The 18095-nt window shown below is 69.8% G+C and carries 16 protein-coding genes; 14 read left to right on the top strand and 2 right to left on the bottom strand.

Features of this window, described 5'->3' with window-relative positions; genetic code table 11:
• Nucleotides 1–72 precede the first annotated feature (72 nt).
• The 6 genes from A3CU_RS0114875 to A3CU_RS0114850 all read left to right on the top strand — a co-directional run bounded on the left by A3CU_RS0114875 (nucleotide 73) and on the right by A3CU_RS0114850 (nucleotide 5199).
• Nucleotides 73–429 carry a DUF3499 domain-containing protein gene (locus tag A3CU_RS0114875; protein ID WP_027942969.1) on the top strand — a complete coding sequence of 119 codons (357 nt, stop codon included), beginning with the start codon at nucleotides 73–75 and terminating at the stop codon, nucleotides 427–429.
• Nucleotides 430–550: 121 nt separating this feature from the next.
• A complete protein-coding gene (locus A3CU_RS0114870) occupies nucleotides 551–1933 on the top strand; it encodes a phosphomannomutase/phosphoglucomutase (RefSeq protein ID WP_027942968.1) in 1383 nt (460 codons plus the stop codon).
• 29 nt (nucleotides 1934–1962) lie between these two features.
• Complete coding sequence (locus A3CU_RS0114865; protein ID WP_027942967.1) at nucleotides 1963–2175, top strand: Trm112 family protein; 213 nt, start codon at nucleotides 1963–1965, stop codon at nucleotides 2173–2175.
• Nucleotides 2150–3253 (top strand): SIS domain-containing protein, encoded by a 1104-nt coding sequence (locus A3CU_RS0114860; protein WP_084143277.1) that lies wholly within the window; start codon nucleotides 2150–2152, stop codon nucleotides 3251–3253. Before A3CU_RS0114865 ends, A3CU_RS0114860 begins: the two co-directional genes overlap by 26 nt.
• A gap of 53 nt (nucleotides 3254–3306) precedes the next feature.
• A complete protein-coding gene (gene manA / locus A3CU_RS0114855; RefSeq protein WP_027942965.1) occupies nucleotides 3307–4539 on the top strand; it encodes a mannose-6-phosphate isomerase, class I in 1233 nt (410 codons plus the stop codon).
• 162 nt (nucleotides 4540–4701) lie between these two features.
• Complete coding sequence (locus A3CU_RS0114850) at nucleotides 4702–5199, top strand: hypothetical protein (protein ID WP_027942964.1); 498 nt, start codon at nucleotides 4702–4704, stop codon at nucleotides 5197–5199.
• A gap of 44 nt (nucleotides 5200–5243) precedes the next feature.
• On the opposite strand, the gene A3CU_RS44840 is transcribed toward A3CU_RS0114850, so the two are convergent.
• Entirely contained in the window at nucleotides 5244–7325 is a 2082-nt protein-coding gene (locus tag A3CU_RS44840) for an AfsR/SARP family transcriptional regulator (protein ID WP_052371738.1), read from the bottom strand.
• 207 nt (nucleotides 7326–7532) lie between these two features.
• Here A3CU_RS44840 and A3CU_RS0114840 point away from each other — a divergent pair, with 207 nt between their 5' ends.
• On the top strand, nucleotides 7533–8450 hold the full coding sequence (locus A3CU_RS0114840) for a cation diffusion facilitator family transporter (protein WP_027942963.1): 918 nt from the start codon (nucleotides 7533–7535) through the stop codon (nucleotides 8448–8450).
• 142 nt (nucleotides 8451–8592) lie between these two features.
• The gene (locus A3CU_RS0114835; RefSeq protein ID WP_027942962.1) at nucleotides 8593–10101 is read left to right on the top strand and encodes an amino acid permease; all 1509 of its coding nucleotides are present in this window, start codon (nucleotides 8593–8595) and stop codon (nucleotides 10099–10101) included.
• Between the two features lie 10 nt (nucleotides 10102–10111).
• On the opposite strand, the gene A3CU_RS0114830 is transcribed toward A3CU_RS0114835, so the two are convergent.
• On the bottom strand, nucleotides 10112–12415 hold the full coding sequence (locus A3CU_RS0114830) for a membrane protein (protein WP_043841225.1): 2304 nt from the start codon (nucleotides 12413–12415) through the stop codon (nucleotides 10112–10114).
• Between the two features lie 91 nt (nucleotides 12416–12506).
• On the opposite strand from A3CU_RS0114830, the gene ahcY reads away from it, so the two are divergent.
• The 6 genes from ahcY to mtrB all read left to right on the top strand — a co-directional run bounded on the left by ahcY (nucleotide 12507) and on the right by mtrB (nucleotide 18071).
• Nucleotides 12507–13979 carry an adenosylhomocysteinase gene (gene ahcY / locus A3CU_RS0114825; protein WP_027942960.1) on the top strand — a complete coding sequence of 491 codons (1473 nt, stop codon included), beginning with the start codon at nucleotides 12507–12509 and terminating at the stop codon, nucleotides 13977–13979.
• A gap of 76 nt (nucleotides 13980–14055) precedes the next feature.
• Nucleotides 14056–14343 carry a toxin-antitoxin system HicB family antitoxin gene (locus A3CU_RS0114820; RefSeq protein ID WP_027942959.1) on the top strand — a complete coding sequence of 96 codons (288 nt, stop codon included), beginning with the start codon at nucleotides 14056–14058 and terminating at the stop codon, nucleotides 14341–14343.
• Nucleotides 14337–14780 (top strand): type II toxin-antitoxin system VapC family toxin, encoded by a 444-nt coding sequence (locus A3CU_RS0114815; RefSeq protein ID WP_027942958.1) that lies wholly within the window; start codon nucleotides 14337–14339, stop codon nucleotides 14778–14780. The genes A3CU_RS0114820 and A3CU_RS0114815 overlap by 7 nt, the downstream gene beginning before the upstream one ends.
• Nucleotides 14781–14803: 23 nt before the next feature.
• The gene (locus A3CU_RS0114810) at nucleotides 14804–15448 is read left to right on the top strand and encodes a dTMP kinase (RefSeq protein ID WP_027942957.1); all 645 of its coding nucleotides are present in this window, start codon (nucleotides 14804–14806) and stop codon (nucleotides 15446–15448) included.
• Between the two features lie 116 nt (nucleotides 15449–15564).
• Complete coding sequence (gene mtrA / locus A3CU_RS0114805) at nucleotides 15565–16242, top strand: MtrAB system response regulator MtrA (RefSeq protein WP_027942956.1); 678 nt, start codon at nucleotides 15565–15567, stop codon at nucleotides 16240–16242.
• 173 nt (nucleotides 16243–16415) lie between these two features.
• Nucleotides 16416–18071: an MtrAB system histidine kinase MtrB gene (mtrB, locus tag A3CU_RS0114800; RefSeq protein WP_027942955.1), complete on the top strand. Its 1656-nt coding sequence runs from the start codon at nucleotides 16416–16418 to the stop codon at nucleotides 18069–18071.
• The last annotated feature ends 24 nt before the right edge of the window (nucleotides 18072–18095 follow it).

Here is an 18095-nt window from a genome sequence, read left to right as displayed (position 1 = left end):
AATGGCGTTCCCGGTCAGCATGCCGGTGCGCCTGCGTGGAGTTGTCGGTGAGACGCGCTATCGTCCATCTTCGTGTCGAGCGTACGAAAGTGTTCGCGGACGGGGTGCGCACATCCCGCGGTCGCCACGCTTACCTACGCCTACAGCGATTCGACCGCGGTGGTCGGTCCCCTCGCGACGGCGTCCGAGCCGCATTCCTACGACCTGTGCGAGCAGCACGCGCTCCGGCTGACCGCCCCGAAGGGCTGGGAGGTCGTCCGGCACGAGGGCGAGTTCGCCGCTCCCGACCGTTCCGACGACGAGCTGACCGCGCTCGCCGAGGCGGTCCGCGAGGCCGGCCGCTCGGACCGCCCGGCGCCGCCCCCCGAACCGGACGTCTCCTCCGGCCGGCGCGGGCACCTGCGCGTCCTGCCCGACCCGATTTCCTGAACGAGTGCACCTGGCGCATCCGAAAATCGGTGGCGCCCGCGTGCCGATCTCATGGGAGTCCGCTGGTCGAGCCCGGTAGGCTTCCCTTATCCGCAGTCGTCGAAGGAGCCGGAGAGAACGCGTGTCAGACCTGTCGGCCATCGTGAAGGCCTATGACATCCGTGGCTTGGTCGGAAAGCAACTCGACGCCGGCCTGGTACGCGACTTCGGCGCCGCGTTCGCGCGGCTGATCAAGTCCGAGTCGGCATCGGTGGTCGTCGGGCACGACATGCGCGAGTCTTCCCCGTCGCTGGCCGCCGCGTTCGCCGAAGGCGTCACCTCCCAGGGCGTCGACGTGGTGTCGATCGGCCTGGCCAGCACCGACCAGCTCTACTTCGCCTCCGGCTCGCTGAACCTGCCCGGCGCCATGTTCACCGCGAGCCACAACCCGGCCGAGTACAACGGCATCAAGCTGTGCCGGGCCGGCGCCGCGCCGGTCGGCCAGGACACCGGGCTGGCCGAGATCCGCGCGGCCGTCGAGCAGGGCGTGCCGCAGTTCCAGGGTGCGCCGGGCACGGTGACCGAGCGTGACGTGCTCGCCGACTACGCCGCCTACCTGCGCGACCTGGTCGATCTCTCGGCGATCCGGCCGCTCAAGGTCGTGGTGGACGCCGGTAACGGCATGGGCGGGCACACCGTCCCCACCGTTTTCGGCATGCCGTCGGCATCCGGTGCGCTGCCTCCCCTGCCGATCGAGGTCGTGCCGATGTACTTCGAGCTCGACGGCTCCTTCCCGAACCACGAGGCCAACCCGCTCGACCCGAAGAACCTGGTCGACCTGCAGGCCAAGGTCCGCGAGGTGGGCGCCGACGCGGGCCTGGCCTTCGACGGCGACGCCGACCGCTGCTTCGTGGTCGACGAGAACGGCGACCCGGTGTCGCCGAGCGCGATCACCGCGCTGGTGGCCACCCGTGAGCTGGCCAAGGAACCGGGCGCGACGATCATCCACAACCTGATCACTTCGAAGGCCGTGCCCGAGATCGTGGCCGAGCACGGCGGGAAGGTGGTGCGCACTCGCGTCGGTCACTCGTTCATCAAGGCGGAGATGGCGCGCACCGGGGCGATCTTCGGTGGTGAGCACTCCGCGCACTACTACTTCCGCGACTTCTGGCGCGCCGACACGGGCATGCTCGCCGCGCTGCACGTGCTCGCCGCGCTCGGCGAGCAGGACGTCCCGCTCTCTCGACTGACCGCCGAGTACCAGCGCTACGCCGCTTCCGGCGAGATCAACTCGACGGTGGGCGACCAGCGGGCGCGCCAGCAGGCGGTCAAGGACGCCTATTCCGGCCGCCCCGGCGTGACGATCGAGGAGCTCGACGGCCTCAGCGTGCACCTGCCCGACGGCGCCTGGTTCAACCTCCGGCCTTCCAACACCGAACCGCTGCTGCGGCTCAACGTCGAGGCGCCCACCCAGGAGGCGGTGGACGCCCTCGCCGGTGACGTGCTTGCGATTGTCCGTGGTTGATCGCCGGTGAGGCGTGGTAAGGAGAAGCTATGGCTGTCACGCTCGATGCCCAGTTGCTGGAGATCCTCGCGTGTCCCTCGCCGGACCACGCGCCGCTGCGGGTGGGCACGCCGAGCGACCCCGATGCGGACGCACTGACCTGCACCGCATGCGGGCGGGTGTTCCCGGTGCGCGACGGCATCCCGGTGCTCCTGCTCGACGAGGCCACGAACCCGGATGACACCAGTGCCGACGGTGCTTGACGACACCCTGCTCGACGACCCCGCGAGGCTGGCGGAGGCCGATTCGCACGGGCTGCTGCGAGCCGCGGCGATGGCCGGTGCCCAGGTCCGGTCGACCACCGAGGTCGCCGCCGAGACCGAACTCGCCGACCGGCTCGACGTCGGCCGGCCGCGTGCGGTGGTGCTGGTGGTGCGGCCTGGCGTGGGCCGGGCGGTGACGAGGCTGCTCGCCGCCCTGCTGGCGCCCTCCTGCCCCGTCCCGATCGTGACCGCCGACGCCGTACCGCCCTGGATCGGCGCGCTCGATGTCGTCTTCGCGCACACCGACGACCCGGGAGACCGGGAACTGGCCGCCGGCATCGAACGGGCGGCGCGGTACGGCGCGAGTGTCGTGCTGTCCGGCCCGCAGGAGGGGCCCGTGGCCGCGTCGATCGCGGGCAAGGGCATCCTGCTGACCCCGCGCGTCCCGGTGCCGCCGGAACTGACCTTCGCCCGCGGTCTCGCCGCCGGCCTGCTCACCGCGAACGCGCTCGGCCTGCTCGTGGCCGACGTCGAGTCGCTGGCCGACCAGCTCGACGCCGAGGCGGAACGCGGGCACCTGGGCCGTGACTCCTTCGCCAACCCCGCGAAGGCACTGGCGCTGCAGCTCGCCGAGCGAGTCCCGCTGCTGTGGGGGCTCGATCCGCTTGCTCTGGCGGTTGCCGAACACGCTGCCTACTCGCTCGGCGCGCATGCGGGCACGGTGTGCGACGTCGCCGACTTCCGCCAGGCGGTGGCCCGTCCGGCGCTGCTGCGCGCGGCACTGGCGAGCAGCAGCGAGCGGGACATCTTCGCCGACCCGGACACCGATCCGGCCGGCCCCAAACCGCGCGTCCTGCTGCTGGCGGTGCACACCGGCCCAGCCGCGGACACGGCCCGGTACGAGGCGACGCACACCCTGCCCGGAGCGGGCCTGATCGCACCCGCGGACGAGATCGCCGGGGAGGACCCGGTGCGCGCGGGCGTGCTCGCGCTACGGTTCGAACTCGCCGCGCTCTACCTCGGGCTCGCGGCGGGAACCATGGGCGGGGCCGGTCACTTCACGCCGGCGACCGCCTGAGTGCCGGCTTGTTCGCCTCGAACGATGGCCACTGACTAGGAGTTGAGAAACAAGTGGAGCTGCTCCGCAATGCCGTGCGGCCCTACGCGTGGGGGTCCAGGACGACCATCCCGGAGTTGCAGGGCAGGGAGGTGCCGTCGCCGCATCCGGAGGCGGAGTTGTGGATGGGGGCCCACCCCGGCGACCCGTCCCTGGTGATCGGCACCGATGGGGTGGAGCGCAGCCTGCTCGAACTCATCGAGGCCGACCCCGAGGGGCAGCTCGGGCGAGACTGCGCGCAGCGCTGGGAGAACCGGCTGCCGTTCCTGCTGAAGATCCTGGCGGTGGAGGAACCGCTGTCGATGCAGGCGCACCCGTCGGCCGGGCAGGCGCGCGAGGGCTACGCCCGCGAGGAGGCGGCAGGCATCACGCGGGACGCGCCGAACCGCAACTACCCGGACCCGACGGCCAAGCCGGAGCTGGTCTGCGCCCTCACCGAGTTCCACGCGCTGGCCGGATTCCGCGACCCGCACCGGACGGTCGAACTGCTGCGTGCGGTGGAGACGCCCGGCCTGGCCAAGTACACCGAACTGCTGGCCGCGCAGCCCGACTCCGACGGCATGCGGGCGCTGTTCACGACCTGGATCACGCTGCCGCAGGCCACCCTTGACGAGCTGCTGCCCGAGGTGCTGGACGCATGCGTGCTCCACGTCAAGGACCACGGAGAGTTCGACACCGAGTGCCGGACAATCCTGGAACTGGGCGAGGCGCACCCGCGGGACGCCGGGGTCCTGGCCGCGCTGCTGCTCAACCGGCTCATCCTGGGCGCGGGCGAGGCGATCTATCTGCCGGCCGGGAACCTGCACCTCTATCTGCACGGCACCGCCGTGGAGATACTGGCCAACTCCGACAACATCCTGCGCTGCGGGCTGACCCCGAAGCACGTCGACGTGCCGGAACTGCTGCGCGTGGTGGACTTCACGTGCTGTGACATGCCGGTGTTGCGCGGTGAAGCGGGCGATTGCGGCGACGTTTACACCACGGACGCGCCCGAGTTCGAGTTGGTGCGGTGCGAATGGGACGCGGGGGACCGCGGTGAGCTCCGGACACACGGGGGCCGTCCGCAGATCCTGCTCTGCACCGCCGGTGCGGTGTCCGTCCGCGCGGACGACGGTCGTTCGGTGGAGCTGGCCCGCGGCCAGTCGATGTGGCTGCCCGCGTCGAACCCTCCGGTCACCCTTCGCCCGGTCGGCGAGGGGCGCGCCCAGCTCTTCCGCGCCACCTCCGGCTCGGTACATCGGCGTTGAGACGCAAGACTCCACCCAGGTGAGTTCTCGCTTCCGTCGCTGATGGACGTTGTGACGAATTGTGTTCGTTCCGTGTAGTGGGTTGCGGCATCCTTCCCCCACTCGGGTCAGTCAAGACCCAAAAGAGGGAACTCAATTCGCTACGAGGAGAACACGGTCGTCATGTCCCATCCCACTGCCCAGGTCACCAGCCCGAATGGCGCGGCCGTCATGAGTCGCCCAGGCACTCTGACCGTCACCCTGGGCCTGGCCGTCCTCACCGCTGTCGTCAGCATTATCGACCAGATCCTGTTCCTCACCGGCGGTCGCGACGCCGCGGTGAGCGTGTTGGGTGATCTGGCGGATCTGGCCAACGAACTCGGCGCCGGCTCGATGATCGACGACGCGGTCAGCACCCTGAACACCCGCGCCTACGTCGCCATCGTGCTCGCGGTACTCCTGCTCGTGTTCGGTGTGCTGGCAGGGCGGGTCTGGGCGAACGTGCTGACCACGATCGTGGCCGCGGTGGCGATCGTCGTGGGCCTTATCCAACTCATCGACGTCGGCACCGGCGCCATGAACGGACTGGCAGGCTTGACCTCTCTCCTGGCCATCGCGACGCTGGTGATGGTCTGGATGCCCGCCAACCGTCGCTACGTGAAGGCCAAGCAGGCCGCCTGACCGATCTGCCACGAGGGTCACCTTGCCGGCTCGGCAAGGTGACCCTACGAGGTGTATTGGGCGAGGGTGTGGTGACAGGTGTGCAGGTCGGTGTGGTGTCCGTGCATCCGGAGGTAGACGGCGAGGCGCTCGGTCAGCAGCACCGCCTCGGAGCGCCAGCCCAGCGCGCACATGGACTCGACGGCGCCGACCAGGTTTTCCCGCTCGGTGGCGAACCATGCCTCCGGGTCGGCAACCAGGCGTTCGACCAGATCGGTCGGCAACGGTTGCGGCGGCAGCTCGGCGGGGGTGAGCGTAGCCGGCGAAAGCTCGCGGGCGGCCTGGTCCGCCAGTCCGATCGCGGCGTCCGCGAGCCCACGGATGGAGGCCACCCGGTCGGCACGTGAGTCCATCGCCGCCCCGAGTTCCGTCGCGTAGAGCCGGACCATGTCGTGCAATCGGTACCGGGGCTCTCCGGTGGCGTCCTTCCGGACGGGCTGGAGCAGGCTCGCCTCCACCAGTTCCTCGACGATGCCGTCGGAGGCCGGATGGTTGATCAGCGCGGTGGTCGCCCAGGCAGGTTGCTCCGTGTTACGGCACCAAGCGATCGCGCGTAAGGCGTCTTGTGCGGGTGGACTCAACCCCTGATAACTGAGCGCGATGCTGCCGCGCACCTCGAGGTCGCTGGCCCTCAGCTCGTCCAGGCGGCGTCGCTCGTCCTCGAGCTTGTGGGCCAGCGTGGCCAGGTCGAGATGCGGGCGGACCGTCAATCGGGTGCCCGCGATCCGCAGCGCCAGCGGAAGGTTGCCGCATGCGGCCATGATCCGGGTAGCCGCCGCCCAGTCCTCCTTGATGCGGTCCGCGCCGGCGATCCGGCCCAGCAACTGCCCGGCCTCCGTGTCGCTGAGCGGGCCGAGTTCGATCCGCCGTGCCCCTTCGAGCGCGCTGAGCTTCCGGCGGCTGGTCACCAGTACCGCGCAGCCCCGCAGGCCCGGGAGCAGCGGCCGGACCTGGGCCGGGTCGGCGGCGTCGTCGAGCACGACGAGCACCCGGCGGTCGGTGAGCATGCCGCGGTAGGCCGACGCGCGGGCTTGCAGGTCTTCGGAAATATCCGCTGCGCCGACGCCCAGGGAACGAAGCACGTCGGTGAGCACGGCACCGACTTCCCGCGGCGCCGTCGTGCCGTTCAACGAGATGAACAGCTGGCCGTCCGGGAAGTCCGACCGCAGCCGGTGCGCGACCTGAACCGCGAGTGTGGTCTTGCCCACCCCCGGCTCGCCGCTGATCACGGTCACCGGGGCCGGATCGGTCAGCGTGCCGATTTCCCTTTCGCGGCCGGAGAAATCGGTGACCATCGGGGGCAACTGGCAGACCGGCCACGGCGACGCGCAGACGGCCGGCGTGCGCGGTCTTCGATCGTCGCCGTTGAGGACCGCGGTATGCGCGCGGCGGAGTATCGCGCCCGGCTCGACACCGAGTTCTTCGACCAGGGCTGCCCGAGTCCGCTGATAAACCTCCAGCGCCTGGGCACGCTGTCCGCAATAGTGCAGGGCATACATCAGCTGGGACGCGGTGCGTTCCCGGAGCGGGTTCTCGGCGAGCATGCCCTGCAACGGACCGACCAGTTCGGCGTGGTGGCCGCTGGCAAGCTCGGCATCGATGCATTCTTCCTGTACCGCAAGGCGTTCCGCCTCCAGCCAGCTCGCTTCGGTGGTGAGCTGGGGCACGTGCAGGTCGCTCAGTGGCTGGCCACGCCATTGGGCCAGGGCCCGGCGCAGATGCTTCGCCGCACGGGCCGGATCGCCGCTGCGTGCGGCCCGGATGCCGGCGTCGGCTTCTTCGCGGAACATCAGCAGGTCGAGGTCTTCGGGCTGGACCTGTAGCCGGTAGCCGTCGGACGCGTGGTCGATCTGGACTCCGTCCAGCCGCTCGCGGAGCCGCGAAACGTAGGTGTGCAGGTTCGAGGCGTAGGACTTCGGGGGCAGATCGGTCCAGATGGCGTCGACCAGTTGTGGGATGGAGATGCGCTGGTTGGCCCGGAACAGCAGCATCGCGAGGAGTGACCTCAACCGCTCTCCGCGTAGCTGGAGGCCCTCACCCCTGCCGTTTTCGATCGTCAGGGGTCCCAGCACGCCGAATTTCGTCATCTCGCCTTCCTCCGTGGGAGGGCCACCATAACCGGACATTTGGTTTGTAAGAAACTCACTAGATTGCTTTCGGTTATCTGTCATCAACTTGCCGTGCCTCGATGACGGACCGTGCCGGACCGGCGGCCTCGCCGGCGGTCACCCCGCAACCGGTTAGAATCCGCGGCGGTAGTCCGGCAAGGCCGGAACCGATCCGAGAGGGGTCGCGTGTCGGCAAGCGGCGGAACCAAGGCGATCATGGCGGCGCTCGCCGCCAACGCGGGCATCGCGCTGGCGAAGTTCGCCGGCTTCCTGTTCACCGGCTCGTCGTCGATGCTGGCCGAGTCGGTGCACTCGCTCGCTGACACCTCCAACCAGGGCCTGCTGCTGCTCGGCCAGAAGCAGTCACGGCGCCGGGCGACGCCGGAGCATCCGTTCGGTTTCGGGCGTGAGCGGTACTTCTACTCGTTCATCGTCGCGCTGATGCTGTTCACCCTCGGGTCGGCGTTCGCGGTGTACGAGGGCATCGAGAAGGTCCTGCACCCCGAGCCGCTGCGCACCCCGCTGGTCGCGGTGATCATCCTGGTGGTCGCGATCTCGCTCGAGGGCTACAGCTTCGTGACCGCGATGCGCGAGTCGAAGAAGATCAAGGGCTCGGTGTCGTGGTGGGGCTTCATCCGCCAGTCGCGCACCCCGGAACTCCCGGTGGTACTGCTGGAGGACAGCGGCGCGCTGCTGGGCCTCGCGTTCGCGCTGGCCGGGGTCGGCCTGTCGGTGCTGACCGGGAACCCCGTGTGGGACGGGATCGGCACGCTGGCCATCGGTGTGCTGCTGGGCGTCATCGCGATCATCCTCATCGTCGAGATGAAGAGCCTGCTCATCGGCGAGGGCGCGACCGAGACCGAACTCCGGACGATCGTCGCCGAACTGGTGTCCAGCCCGGTGCAGCGTGTGATCCACATCCGCACCCTCTACCTCGGCCCGGACGAACTGCTGGTGGCTGCCAAGCTCGCGCTGACCCCGAAGCTGACCGCCGGGGAAGTCGCGCGGGCGATCGACGAGGCCGAGGCCCGGGTGCGGGCGAAGGTGCCTTCGGCGCGGTTGATCTACCTCGAACCCGACCTTGACCGCGAGTTGACCTCGTAGGCGGTCGAGGTTTCGCCGGCTGCACCACCCCGCAGGCCACTCCATGGCCTCCGCTGTGCGCGCTCGCTGAAATGCCCACCCTCCTTCGCCGGGTTACGGTGAATTCACGCAGCCAGCGAGCGGAGGACATCGGGAGGCAGGCGTGCCCGGTACGGGGTTGTTCCGGACGAAGTCGGTCGAGCAGTCGATCAGGGACACCGACGAACCCCGAACCAAACTGCGGCGGAATCTGTCCACATGGGACCTCACTGTCTTCGGCGTCGCGGTGGTGATCGGCGCCGGTATCTTCACGCTGACCGCCCGCGCCGCCGGCGACTACGCCGGGCCGTCGGTCGCGATTTCCTTCGTACTGGCGGCGATCGCCTGCGGGCTGGCGGCGCTCTGCTACGCCGAGTTCGCCTCCACGGTGCCGGTCGCGGGAAGCGCTTACACGTTTTCCTACGCCACTTTCGGCGAGTTCGCCGCCTGGATCATCGGCTGGGACCTGGTGCTGGAGCTGGCGGTCGGCGCCGCCGCGGTGGCCAAGGGCTGGTCGATCTATCTGCAGACGATCCTGGGCTACCTGTTCGGCGCGGGCGCGAAGACCACCATTCCGCTGGGGGCAGTGAGCATGGACTGGGGCGCCCTGGCGCTGGTGGTGGTACTGGCCACCGTGCTGGCGCTCGGCACGAAGCTCTCCTCACGAGTGTCCATGGTGATCACCGCGATCAAGGTGGCGATCGTGGTGTTCGTCATCGTGCTCGGCCTGCTCTACGTCAAGACCGTCAACTATCACCCGTTCATTCCGCCCGCCGCGACCAGCGGTGCCGGCGAGAGCGGGCTCAACCAGTCACTGTTCTCGTTGCTGGCGGGCGGCACCACGAGCACCTACGGCGCGTTCGGGTTGCTGGCCGGCGCTTCGCTGGTGTTCTTCGCGTTCATCGGGTTCGACATCGTGGCGACCACGGCGGAGGAGACCCGCAACCCGAGCAAGTCGGTGCCGCGCGGCATCCTCGGCTCGCTGGTCATCGTGACCGTGCTGTACGTCGGGGTGGCGCTGGTGATCGTCGGCATGGTGCCCTACACCAACCTCGCGACCGCGGCGGGAGACGGCAGCCACAAGACGCTGGCCACGGCGTTCGCGCTCAACGGTGTCAACTGGGCGGCCCAGGTGATCTCGGTCGGCGCGTTGGCCGGGCTCACCACCGTCGTGCTGGTGCTGATGCTGGGCCAGGCCCGGATCCTGTTCGCGATGTCGCGTGACGGTCTGCTGCCGCAAGCGCTGGCCCGCACCGGGCGGCGCGCTACCCCCGTCGGCGCGACCCTGCTGGTCGCCCTGCTGGTCGCGGTCACGGCGGGCTTCTTCCCGGCCGAGAAGCTGGAGGAGATGGTCAACGTGGGCACGCTGTTCGCGTTCGTGCTGGTCTCGGGTGGCGTACTGGTGCTGCGGCGGACGCATCCCGAGCTGCCGCGGGCATTCCGCGTGCCCGGCATGCCGGTGGTCCCGATCCTGGCGATCCTGACCTGCGTGTGGTTGATGCTGAACCTGGCCGTGCTCACCTGGATCCGGTTCGCGGTCTGGATGGTGGTCGGCGTGTTGATCTATTTCGCCTACGGCCGGCAGCACGCCGTCCTCGGCAAGCAACGGCGGCAGCCCGCCGAGGCCGTCTAGTGAATGAACGTCACCGCGCGAGGTTGATGTTGAACCGGGGCAGGTCGGGAAACAGCGGCACCTGCTCGCCGAGCGCGCGGGACGGGCTGTCCGGCCGCTCCAGGCCGGCGGCCATCGCCACCGCCCGGTCCCATTCGGGATCGACCTCGTAGCCGGTGTGCCCGAGGATGCCGGCGGGCCACCGGCGAAGGCCGGGCGTGTCGCGGATCGGGTCGGGCAGCCAGTGATCGCCGCCGAGCACCAGCGCGCCGGTCGGCTGGGGCCGCGCGGGCGGCAACGGTCCGGTGGTGCCGTTGACGCGGTAGCCGTCGCCGATCAACTTCCCGTCCACCACCTGCTGGCGCCAGGTGGTCACCCCGCCGCCGAAGATGTCGGTGCCGCGTGCCAGTCCCCGCCACCGGCCTTCGAGCGCCCCGTACAACGAGGTCAGCGACTGGTGGGAGAGCACGGCGGGGAAGGCGCGCTGGTAGCCCCACTGCAGCGGGGAACCGGCCGTCAGCAGGCCCACGCGCTCCCGGTCGACGTCCGGGCTGTGCAGGAGCCGGGCGGTGGCGACCAGCGCGAGCAGGCTGCCCTGGTCGTGCCCGCCCAGAACGACCCGCGTGTTCGGCTCGGCGAGATGGTGCTTGGCCCGGGCGGTCAGCTCCGGCACGGCCTTGAGCGCGTAGCACGGCGGAACCGTGGGGTGCGCGGCGCGGGGCCAGAAGCAGACCAGGTCCGCCAGTGCGCCCAGATGCCGGTTGCGGCCCGGTTTCCTGGCCGCGGTGTACACCACGCGCAGCAGCCCGGCGGCCATCGCGCCCAGCGCGAAGAGCCCGACGCCGGACAGCTGATCGAGCCAGCCGGGCAGCCGGTGGAAGCCGAACCGGGCAGCCGGCAGCGCGGCGGCGCAGGCGGACATACCCAGGACCACGGCCAGCGCGAGATGGTGCAGGTGGCGCCGCTCCCAGGCCGAGCGGGCCCAGGCCCGGGCGGCGAGGCGCTCGTCGCCCGGATTGTCCTGCAACAGCCGCACCACGTCGGGCACACCGCGCTTCCTCCGTCGCACCGGCACGCCGATCGCGAACGCGAGCAGCGCGACGACTCCGGCCAGCACCAGCCCGGCGCCCCACACCGTGGTGATCGCGGTATAGCCGGCGGGCAGGCGCAGCCCTTCGGCCCTGAGCGCGCGGCGGGCGCCGATCGCCAGCCCGGCGCCGAAGCCGGCGCCCAGCAGCACCGCCAGGGCGAGCACCGGCGCGGCCGCCCAGCCGCCCAGCCACGGGCGTAGCCGGTTGGGCAGGGTGCGCCAGGACCGGCGGGCCAGCAGCGCGGCCGGAACGAGGAGGAGCGCGAACAGTACGCACACGCCGAGCAGCGCTGCGCCGATCGTCTCCACGGTGGTATCGGCGATGCCGGATTCCCGTGGGCCCGGCGGTTCGAATCCCGCCGTCGCGACCATGACGAGGGCGGCGAACGCGATCACGATCCGGCGCGCGCTCGTGCGCAGGCCCCAGACTCCGGACCCCGCGAGCACGACGGCCGCGAGGACCAGGGCAAGGGCGAAGACCCAGGCGACGAGCTCGGGCAACAGCCCCGGCGGATGCGTGGGCCCGCCCAGCGCGACCAGCGCGACCGATGCCAGCGCCGCCAGGGTGTGCAGGCCGTGCAGCGCGGACGAGCGAGTCCGGCGCAGGGCGTCGCCGGGCAATGCGACGCCCCGTGGTGTGACGTCGTTCGTGGTGACCTGCCAGTCGGTGCCGGACAGCCGGTGCAGCACGAAGATCACCACGCCGAGCGGCAGCAGTCCGGCCGCCATGCGCAGCGGCGCGATCTCCCGCAGCCGGTCGGGTACCGCGGTGAGACAGCCACTCGCCGGGGCAAGGCACTGCATCGCGAACTCGTCGAGCGCGACCACCGCGAGCTGACTGACCAGCAGCATGGTCAGCAGCAACCCGGCGACCCGCAGGAGACCACGGCAGATCCCGCCGAGCGCCGTCGCGGCACGGCTGCCTTCGGGTACCGGCGGCAGCATCCAGTGCGCCACGTTCGCGAGCGAGAACGGGAACAGCAGTGCCCAGCTCGCCTTCGCCGCCCCACCGGAGGTCATTCCGCTCCACAGGTAGCCTTCGAGGGTGCGAGGCACCGGGCGGCCGAGCGCCCGCAGCACGGGGCCGGGCGCCGGGCGGCGCAGCCGGTCGGACGGGCGGACCACCCGGCCGATCCCGTCCCCGGCCACCTCGACCGTGCTCACGGCATCGAGCAGCGATTCGCCGCCGGTGCCGCCCGAGCCGGGCACGCGCAGCTCGACGATCCGGGTCTCGGGGCCGGGTATCGGCACGTGCAGCCTCCCTTTTCACGGTGAAACGCATAGGACAACTGGACGGTACTGTTCACTTGTCGCCGATCCTTGGAGGAAATGCCAGATGACCCCCGAAAGCGTTGCCAAGCGCCACGACACCCGTAATGGCGTGGAGTTCGCGGTAGCGGATCTCGAACTCGCCGAGTTCGGCCGGAAGGAGATCCGGCTGGCCGAGCACGAGATGCCGGGTCTGATGGCGCTTCGCCGCGAATACGCCGAGGTCTACCCCCTGCGCGGGGCGCGGGTCTCGGGCTCACTGCACATGACGGTCCAGACAGCGGTGCTCATCGAGACGTTGGTCGCGCTCGGTGCGGAGGTCCGCTGGGCGTCGTGCAACATCTTTTCGACGCAGGACCACGCGGCGGCGGCCGTGGTCGTCGGCCCGCACGGCACCCCGGAGAACCCGCGGGGCGTGCCGGTCTTCGCGTGGAAGGGCGAGTCGCTGCCGGAGTACTGGTGGTGCACGGATCGGGCGCTGACCTGGGACGGTGCGGGCCCGAACATGATCCTCGACGACGGCGGGGACGCGACGATGCTGGTGCACCGCGGCACCCAGTACGAGAAGGCCGGTGTGGTGCCCACCCCGGAGGACGACGACCCCGACGAGTGGAAGGTCTTCCTGTCGCTGCTGCGGGAGTCGCTCAAGGCGGACGCGGGCAAGTGGACGCGGATCGGCGAGGGCATCCGGGGCGTGACCGAGGAGACCACCACCGGCGTGCTGCGGCTGTACCAGCTGGCCGCCGCCGGTGACCTGCTGTTCCCGGCGATCAACGTCAACGACGCGGTGACCAAGTCGAAGTTCGACAACCGCTACGGCATCCGCCACTCGCTCATCGACGGCATCAACCGGGGCACCGACGTGCTCATCGGCGGGAAGGTCGCGGTGGTGTGCGGTTACGGCGACGTGGGGAAGGGGGCGGCGGAGTCGCTGTCCGGGCAGGGCGCCCGCGTGATCGTCACCGAGATCGACCCGATCTGCGCGCTGCAGGCGGCGATGGACGGCTTCCAGGTCAAGACCCTGGAATCGGCACTGGCCGAGGCGGACATCGTGATCACCACCACCGGTAACAAGGACGTGGTGCTGGCCGAGCACATGGCCCGCATGAAGCACCAGACGATCGTGGGCAACATCGGGCACTTCGACAACGAGATCGACATGGCCGGCCTGGCCCGCTACCCGGGCATCCGGCGGGTGAACATCAAGCCGCAGGTCGACGAGTGGACCTTCCCGGACGGGCATTCGATCATCGTGCTGTCGGAGGGTCGCCTGCTCAATCTCGGGAACGCGACCGGGCACCCGAGCTTCGTGATGTCCAACAGCTTTTCCAACCAGGTGATCGCGCAGATCGAGCTGTTCACCAAGCACGAGGAGTACGACCGCGAGGTCTACCGGCTGCCCAAGAAGCTCGACGAGAAGGTCGCGCAGATCCACCTGCGGGCGCTGGGCGGCGAACTCACCAAGCTGACCAAGGAACAGGCCGAATACATCGACGTGGACCCCGAAGGCCCGTTCAAGCCCGATCACTACCGCTACTGATTTGTACCCCCGATATAGCGCGGTTGGCCTCGGCCAACCGCGCTATCATCTTGCGCTGACGCGCTATCATCGAAGTATGAAACAAATGATCACGCGGCTCGATGACGAGCTTCACGCCCGCATCAAGGCGATGGCCGAGGCGGAGGGGCGCAGCGTCAACGAGTTCGTCACCGAAACCCTACGGGCGGCCGTGGACCGGAAGGAAACCCCACAGGAACGGCACCGGCGCCTGCGTCGGGAAGGAAAGATTATCTCCTTCAAACCGGAGGGCCCGGTGCCCAGCCGTGAGGAGTTGGAAGAGCTCATGCGGGGCAGCGGAACCGCGGTCAGTGAGGCTCTTGAGTGGACCCGGGGGGAATGGTGAAAACGCTGTATGTGGATACAAGCGCTTTTGTTCGCGCGTACCTGCCGGATGAACTGGAGCACCGGGAACTCGCGAATCTCCTCTTTGCTGGTGAGCACGACGTGCTTACCAGCGACTTGACCCGCGTGGAGTTCGCCAGTGCCCTGGCTTCGGCGCGCGACGCAGGGCGGGTCAAGAATGAAGGGCCAGCCCTCTCACGCTTCGATGAGGACACTGATTCCGGTGTTGTCGCGATGGTGCCGCTCGCGCCGCATCGGATCCTGCCCGTGGCCAGGCGGCTCGTGCTGGACCACCCCTCACTTCGCACGCTGGACGCCATCCACCTCGCGGTCGCCCTGCACGACGTGCCGAAGCTCATCGGGGAACCACCCACATTGGTCACCCGCGACCGGCGCCAGGCTGAGGCGGCCAAGGCCAATGGCCTCGAAGTCCGTTGAAGGACTGCCGATAGGCTCGTGACGTGGGCCGACTGGTGGTGATCGAGGGGCTGGACGGGGCGGGCAAGCGCACGCTCGCCGAAGCGCTGACCAAGGCGTGGCACGACGCGGGCGCGAGCGTGGCGACGCTCGCCTTTCCCCGTTATGGCAGGAGCGTGCACGCCGACCTCATCCACGAGGCGCTGCACCGCGGTCACGGTGACCTCGGGGATTCGGTCTACGGCATGGCCATGCTGTACGCGCTCGACCGCCGCGACGCCGTTGAGGAAATCGAGGCCGCGCTGAAACTGCATGACGTCGTCCTGCTCGACCGTTACGTTGCGTCCAACTCCGCATACGGTGCGGCGCGGCTGCACCAGGATGCGCACGGAGAGTTCGTGCGCTGGGTGCGTGAGCTGGAAATCGACCGGTTCGGCCTGCCGGTACCCACCGTGCAGCTCCTGTTCCGGGTCGCTCCGGAGGTCGCCGCCGAGCGGGCCGAGCGGCGCGCCGCGACCGAGGAGGGGCGCGCGAAGGACGCCTTCGAATCCGACGACGAACTCCAGGCCCGCTGCGCGCGGGTCTACGACCAGCTGGCCGCCGAGGCGTGGCTTTCGCCGTGGCGGGTGCTCGACGGCGGGACCACCCACGACGCCGCCGAACTCGTCCGGGTACTCGATTTACCTTGACCGACAAGGACTCTCCAGTAACGGATCAGGTCGGATCGCTGGGCCATCCGAGCTAAGCTGTCGCCAGATGCCGGGTCGGAAGTCACGAACAGCGTCCGCAGTGCGAATATGTGGACATGAAGGCACGTGTCTTGGTGGTCGACGACGACCCTGCACTCGCGGAGATGCTTACCATCGTGCTGCGTGGCGAGGGCTTCGATACGGCCGTCGTCCCCGACGGCTCTCGGGCGCTGCCCGCCGTGCGGGACCTCAAGCCCGATCTCGTGCTGCTGGACCTGATGCTCCCCGGCATGAACGGCATCGACGTCTGCAAGGCGATCAGGGCGGAGTCCGGGGTTCCGATCGTGATGCTCACCGCCAAGAGTGACACGGTGGACATCGTCCTCGGCCTGGAATCCGGCGCCGACGACTACGTGGTGAAGCCGTTCAAGCCGAAGGAGCTGGTGGCGCGGGTCCGGGCGCGGCTGCGCCGGACGGAGGCCGAACCCGCCGAGTCGCTGGCCATCGGGGACCTCACCATCGACGTGCCTGGACACGAGGTGACCAGGGAGGGCAAGGCCATCCCGCTCACCCCGCTCGAGTTCGACCTGCTCGTCGCGCTGGCCCGCAAGCCCCGCCAGGTGTTCACTCGGGAAGTGCTGCTGGAACAGGTGTGGGGTTACCGGCACGCGGCCGACACCCGGCTGGTCAACGTGCACGTCCAGCGGCTGCGCTCGAAGGTCGAGCGTGACCCGGAGCATCCTGAAGTGGTGCTCACCGTGCGCGGGGTCGGATACAAGGCGGGCCCGCCGTAAGCACCGGCGACCAGGAACAAGTTCGCGGAATCGCGAGGCGGCAGGACGAGATGACGACTGAGCGTGCCAACGCCGAGGGCGACGCCGGCTCAGCGCAACCGGACCTGACCGGTGGTGCCCGGGCTGAGCGTTCGCCTACGGGCGGGCCGGCACCGCGTAACCCCGCCGGGCGCCTGGGGCGGCTGGTGCACCGCGTGATCGCCTTCGGCCGGGGCCGCGTGGTGGCGTTTGGCGAGTTGTGGCGTCATTCGCTGCAGTTCCGGGTCACCGTGTCGACGCTCGCGCTGTCTTCGGCCGTGGTGTTCGTGCTCGGCATGGTGCTGCAGAACCAGATCACCACGCGGCTGACCGACACCAAGCGTCAGGCCGCGGTGGCGCAGACACTGCAGGTGGTCGGCACCGCCGAGAGCGAGCTGGTCGGCATCAGCGACCAGGACGCGCTGACCGACCGGCTGACCAACGTGCTCAAGAAGATCACCAGCAGCTCGTCCGAGGAGCCGGGAGGCTCCGCCACCTCGGCCGCCGGCGCCTTCGAACCCGTGCTCAGCGCCGGCGGGTCGAACTCGGCCGAGTCGGCCGGGCCGATCGGGAAGGTGCCCGACGCGCTGCAGCGCTTCGCCGAGGCGAACGAGGTGGCCTGGCAGATCCACACCGTCGGAGACAACTCCGGCGCCCACACCACGTACCTGATCGTCGGCGCGCCGGTCACCACCACCGGCCGCCCCATCCAGCTGTACCTGCTGTTCCCGATGACGGCCGAGCAGAACACCGTGTCCACGGTGCAGAACACGCTGCTGGTCGGTGGCCTGGTGCTGCTCGGGTTGCTGGCGGGGATCAGCAACCTGGTCACCCGGCAGGTCGTGCGGCCGGTCCGGCAGGCCGCCGCCGCGGCGGCGCGGTTCGCCGGAGGTGATCTCGACCAGCGGCTGCCCGTGACCGGTGAGGACGACCTGTCGAAGCTCGCGGTGTCCTACAACGAGATGGCGGCGAGCATCCAGCGTCAGATCCGGCAACTGGAGGAGTTCGGCACGTTGCAACGCCGGTTCACCTCCGACGTGTCCCATGAGCTGCGTACCCCGCTGACGACCGTGCGCATGGCGGCGGACGTCCTCCATGCCTCCCGCGAGCAGTTCCCCGCCGGGCTCGCCCGCTCCACCGAACTGCTCGTCGACGAACTCGACCGGTTCGAGGCCCTCCTCGGCGACCTGCTGGAGATCAGCCGGCTGGACGCCGGTGTCGAGGAGCTGTCCGCCGAGTACATCGACGTGGCGCCGGTCGCGTTGCGCGCGGTCGAGCAGGTCCGGGTGATCGCGGGCAACGCGGGCAGCGCCATCGAGGTGGACCTGCCCGACGAGGAGACCCCGGCGGAAATCGATGCGCGTCGGGTCGAGCGCATCCTGCGCAACCTGCTCGCCAACGCGGTGGACCACAGCGAAGGCAGGCCCGTCCGGATCATCCTGCGCGCCAACGAGCACGCCGTGGCGTTCGCCGTGCGGGACCACGGCGTGGGCCTGCGGCCCGGTGAGGCCGATCTGGTGTTCAACCGGTTCTGGCGGGCGGACCCGTCGCGGAACCGGCGGACCGGGGGCACCGGGCTCGGGCTGGCCATCAGCCACGAGGACGCCCGGCTGCATGGCGGGTTCCTGGAGGCCTGGGGTGCGCCGGGCGAGGGTGCGTGCTTCCGGCTCACCCTGCCGCGGCGGCAGGGTGAGCCGTTCGAGAAGATCCCGCTTCCGCTCGTGCCGCCCGACGCCGGGACGAACGGCCAGACCCGCAACGGGGTGATCGCCGTGGTGTGCGTCCCCGAACTGCACAAGGAGGACGCGTAAGTGAGGCGAGTCACCCGCGACGCC

The sequence above is a fragment of the Amycolatopsis taiwanensis DSM 45107 genome, from assembly GCF_000519205.1.
GTDB classification, from domain to species: domain Bacteria; phylum Actinomycetota; class Actinomycetes; order Mycobacteriales; family Pseudonocardiaceae; genus Amycolatopsis_E; species Amycolatopsis_E taiwanensis.
Note: the sequence above shows the minus strand (reverse complement) of the source record. Positions and strands in the feature narration are given on the sequence as shown.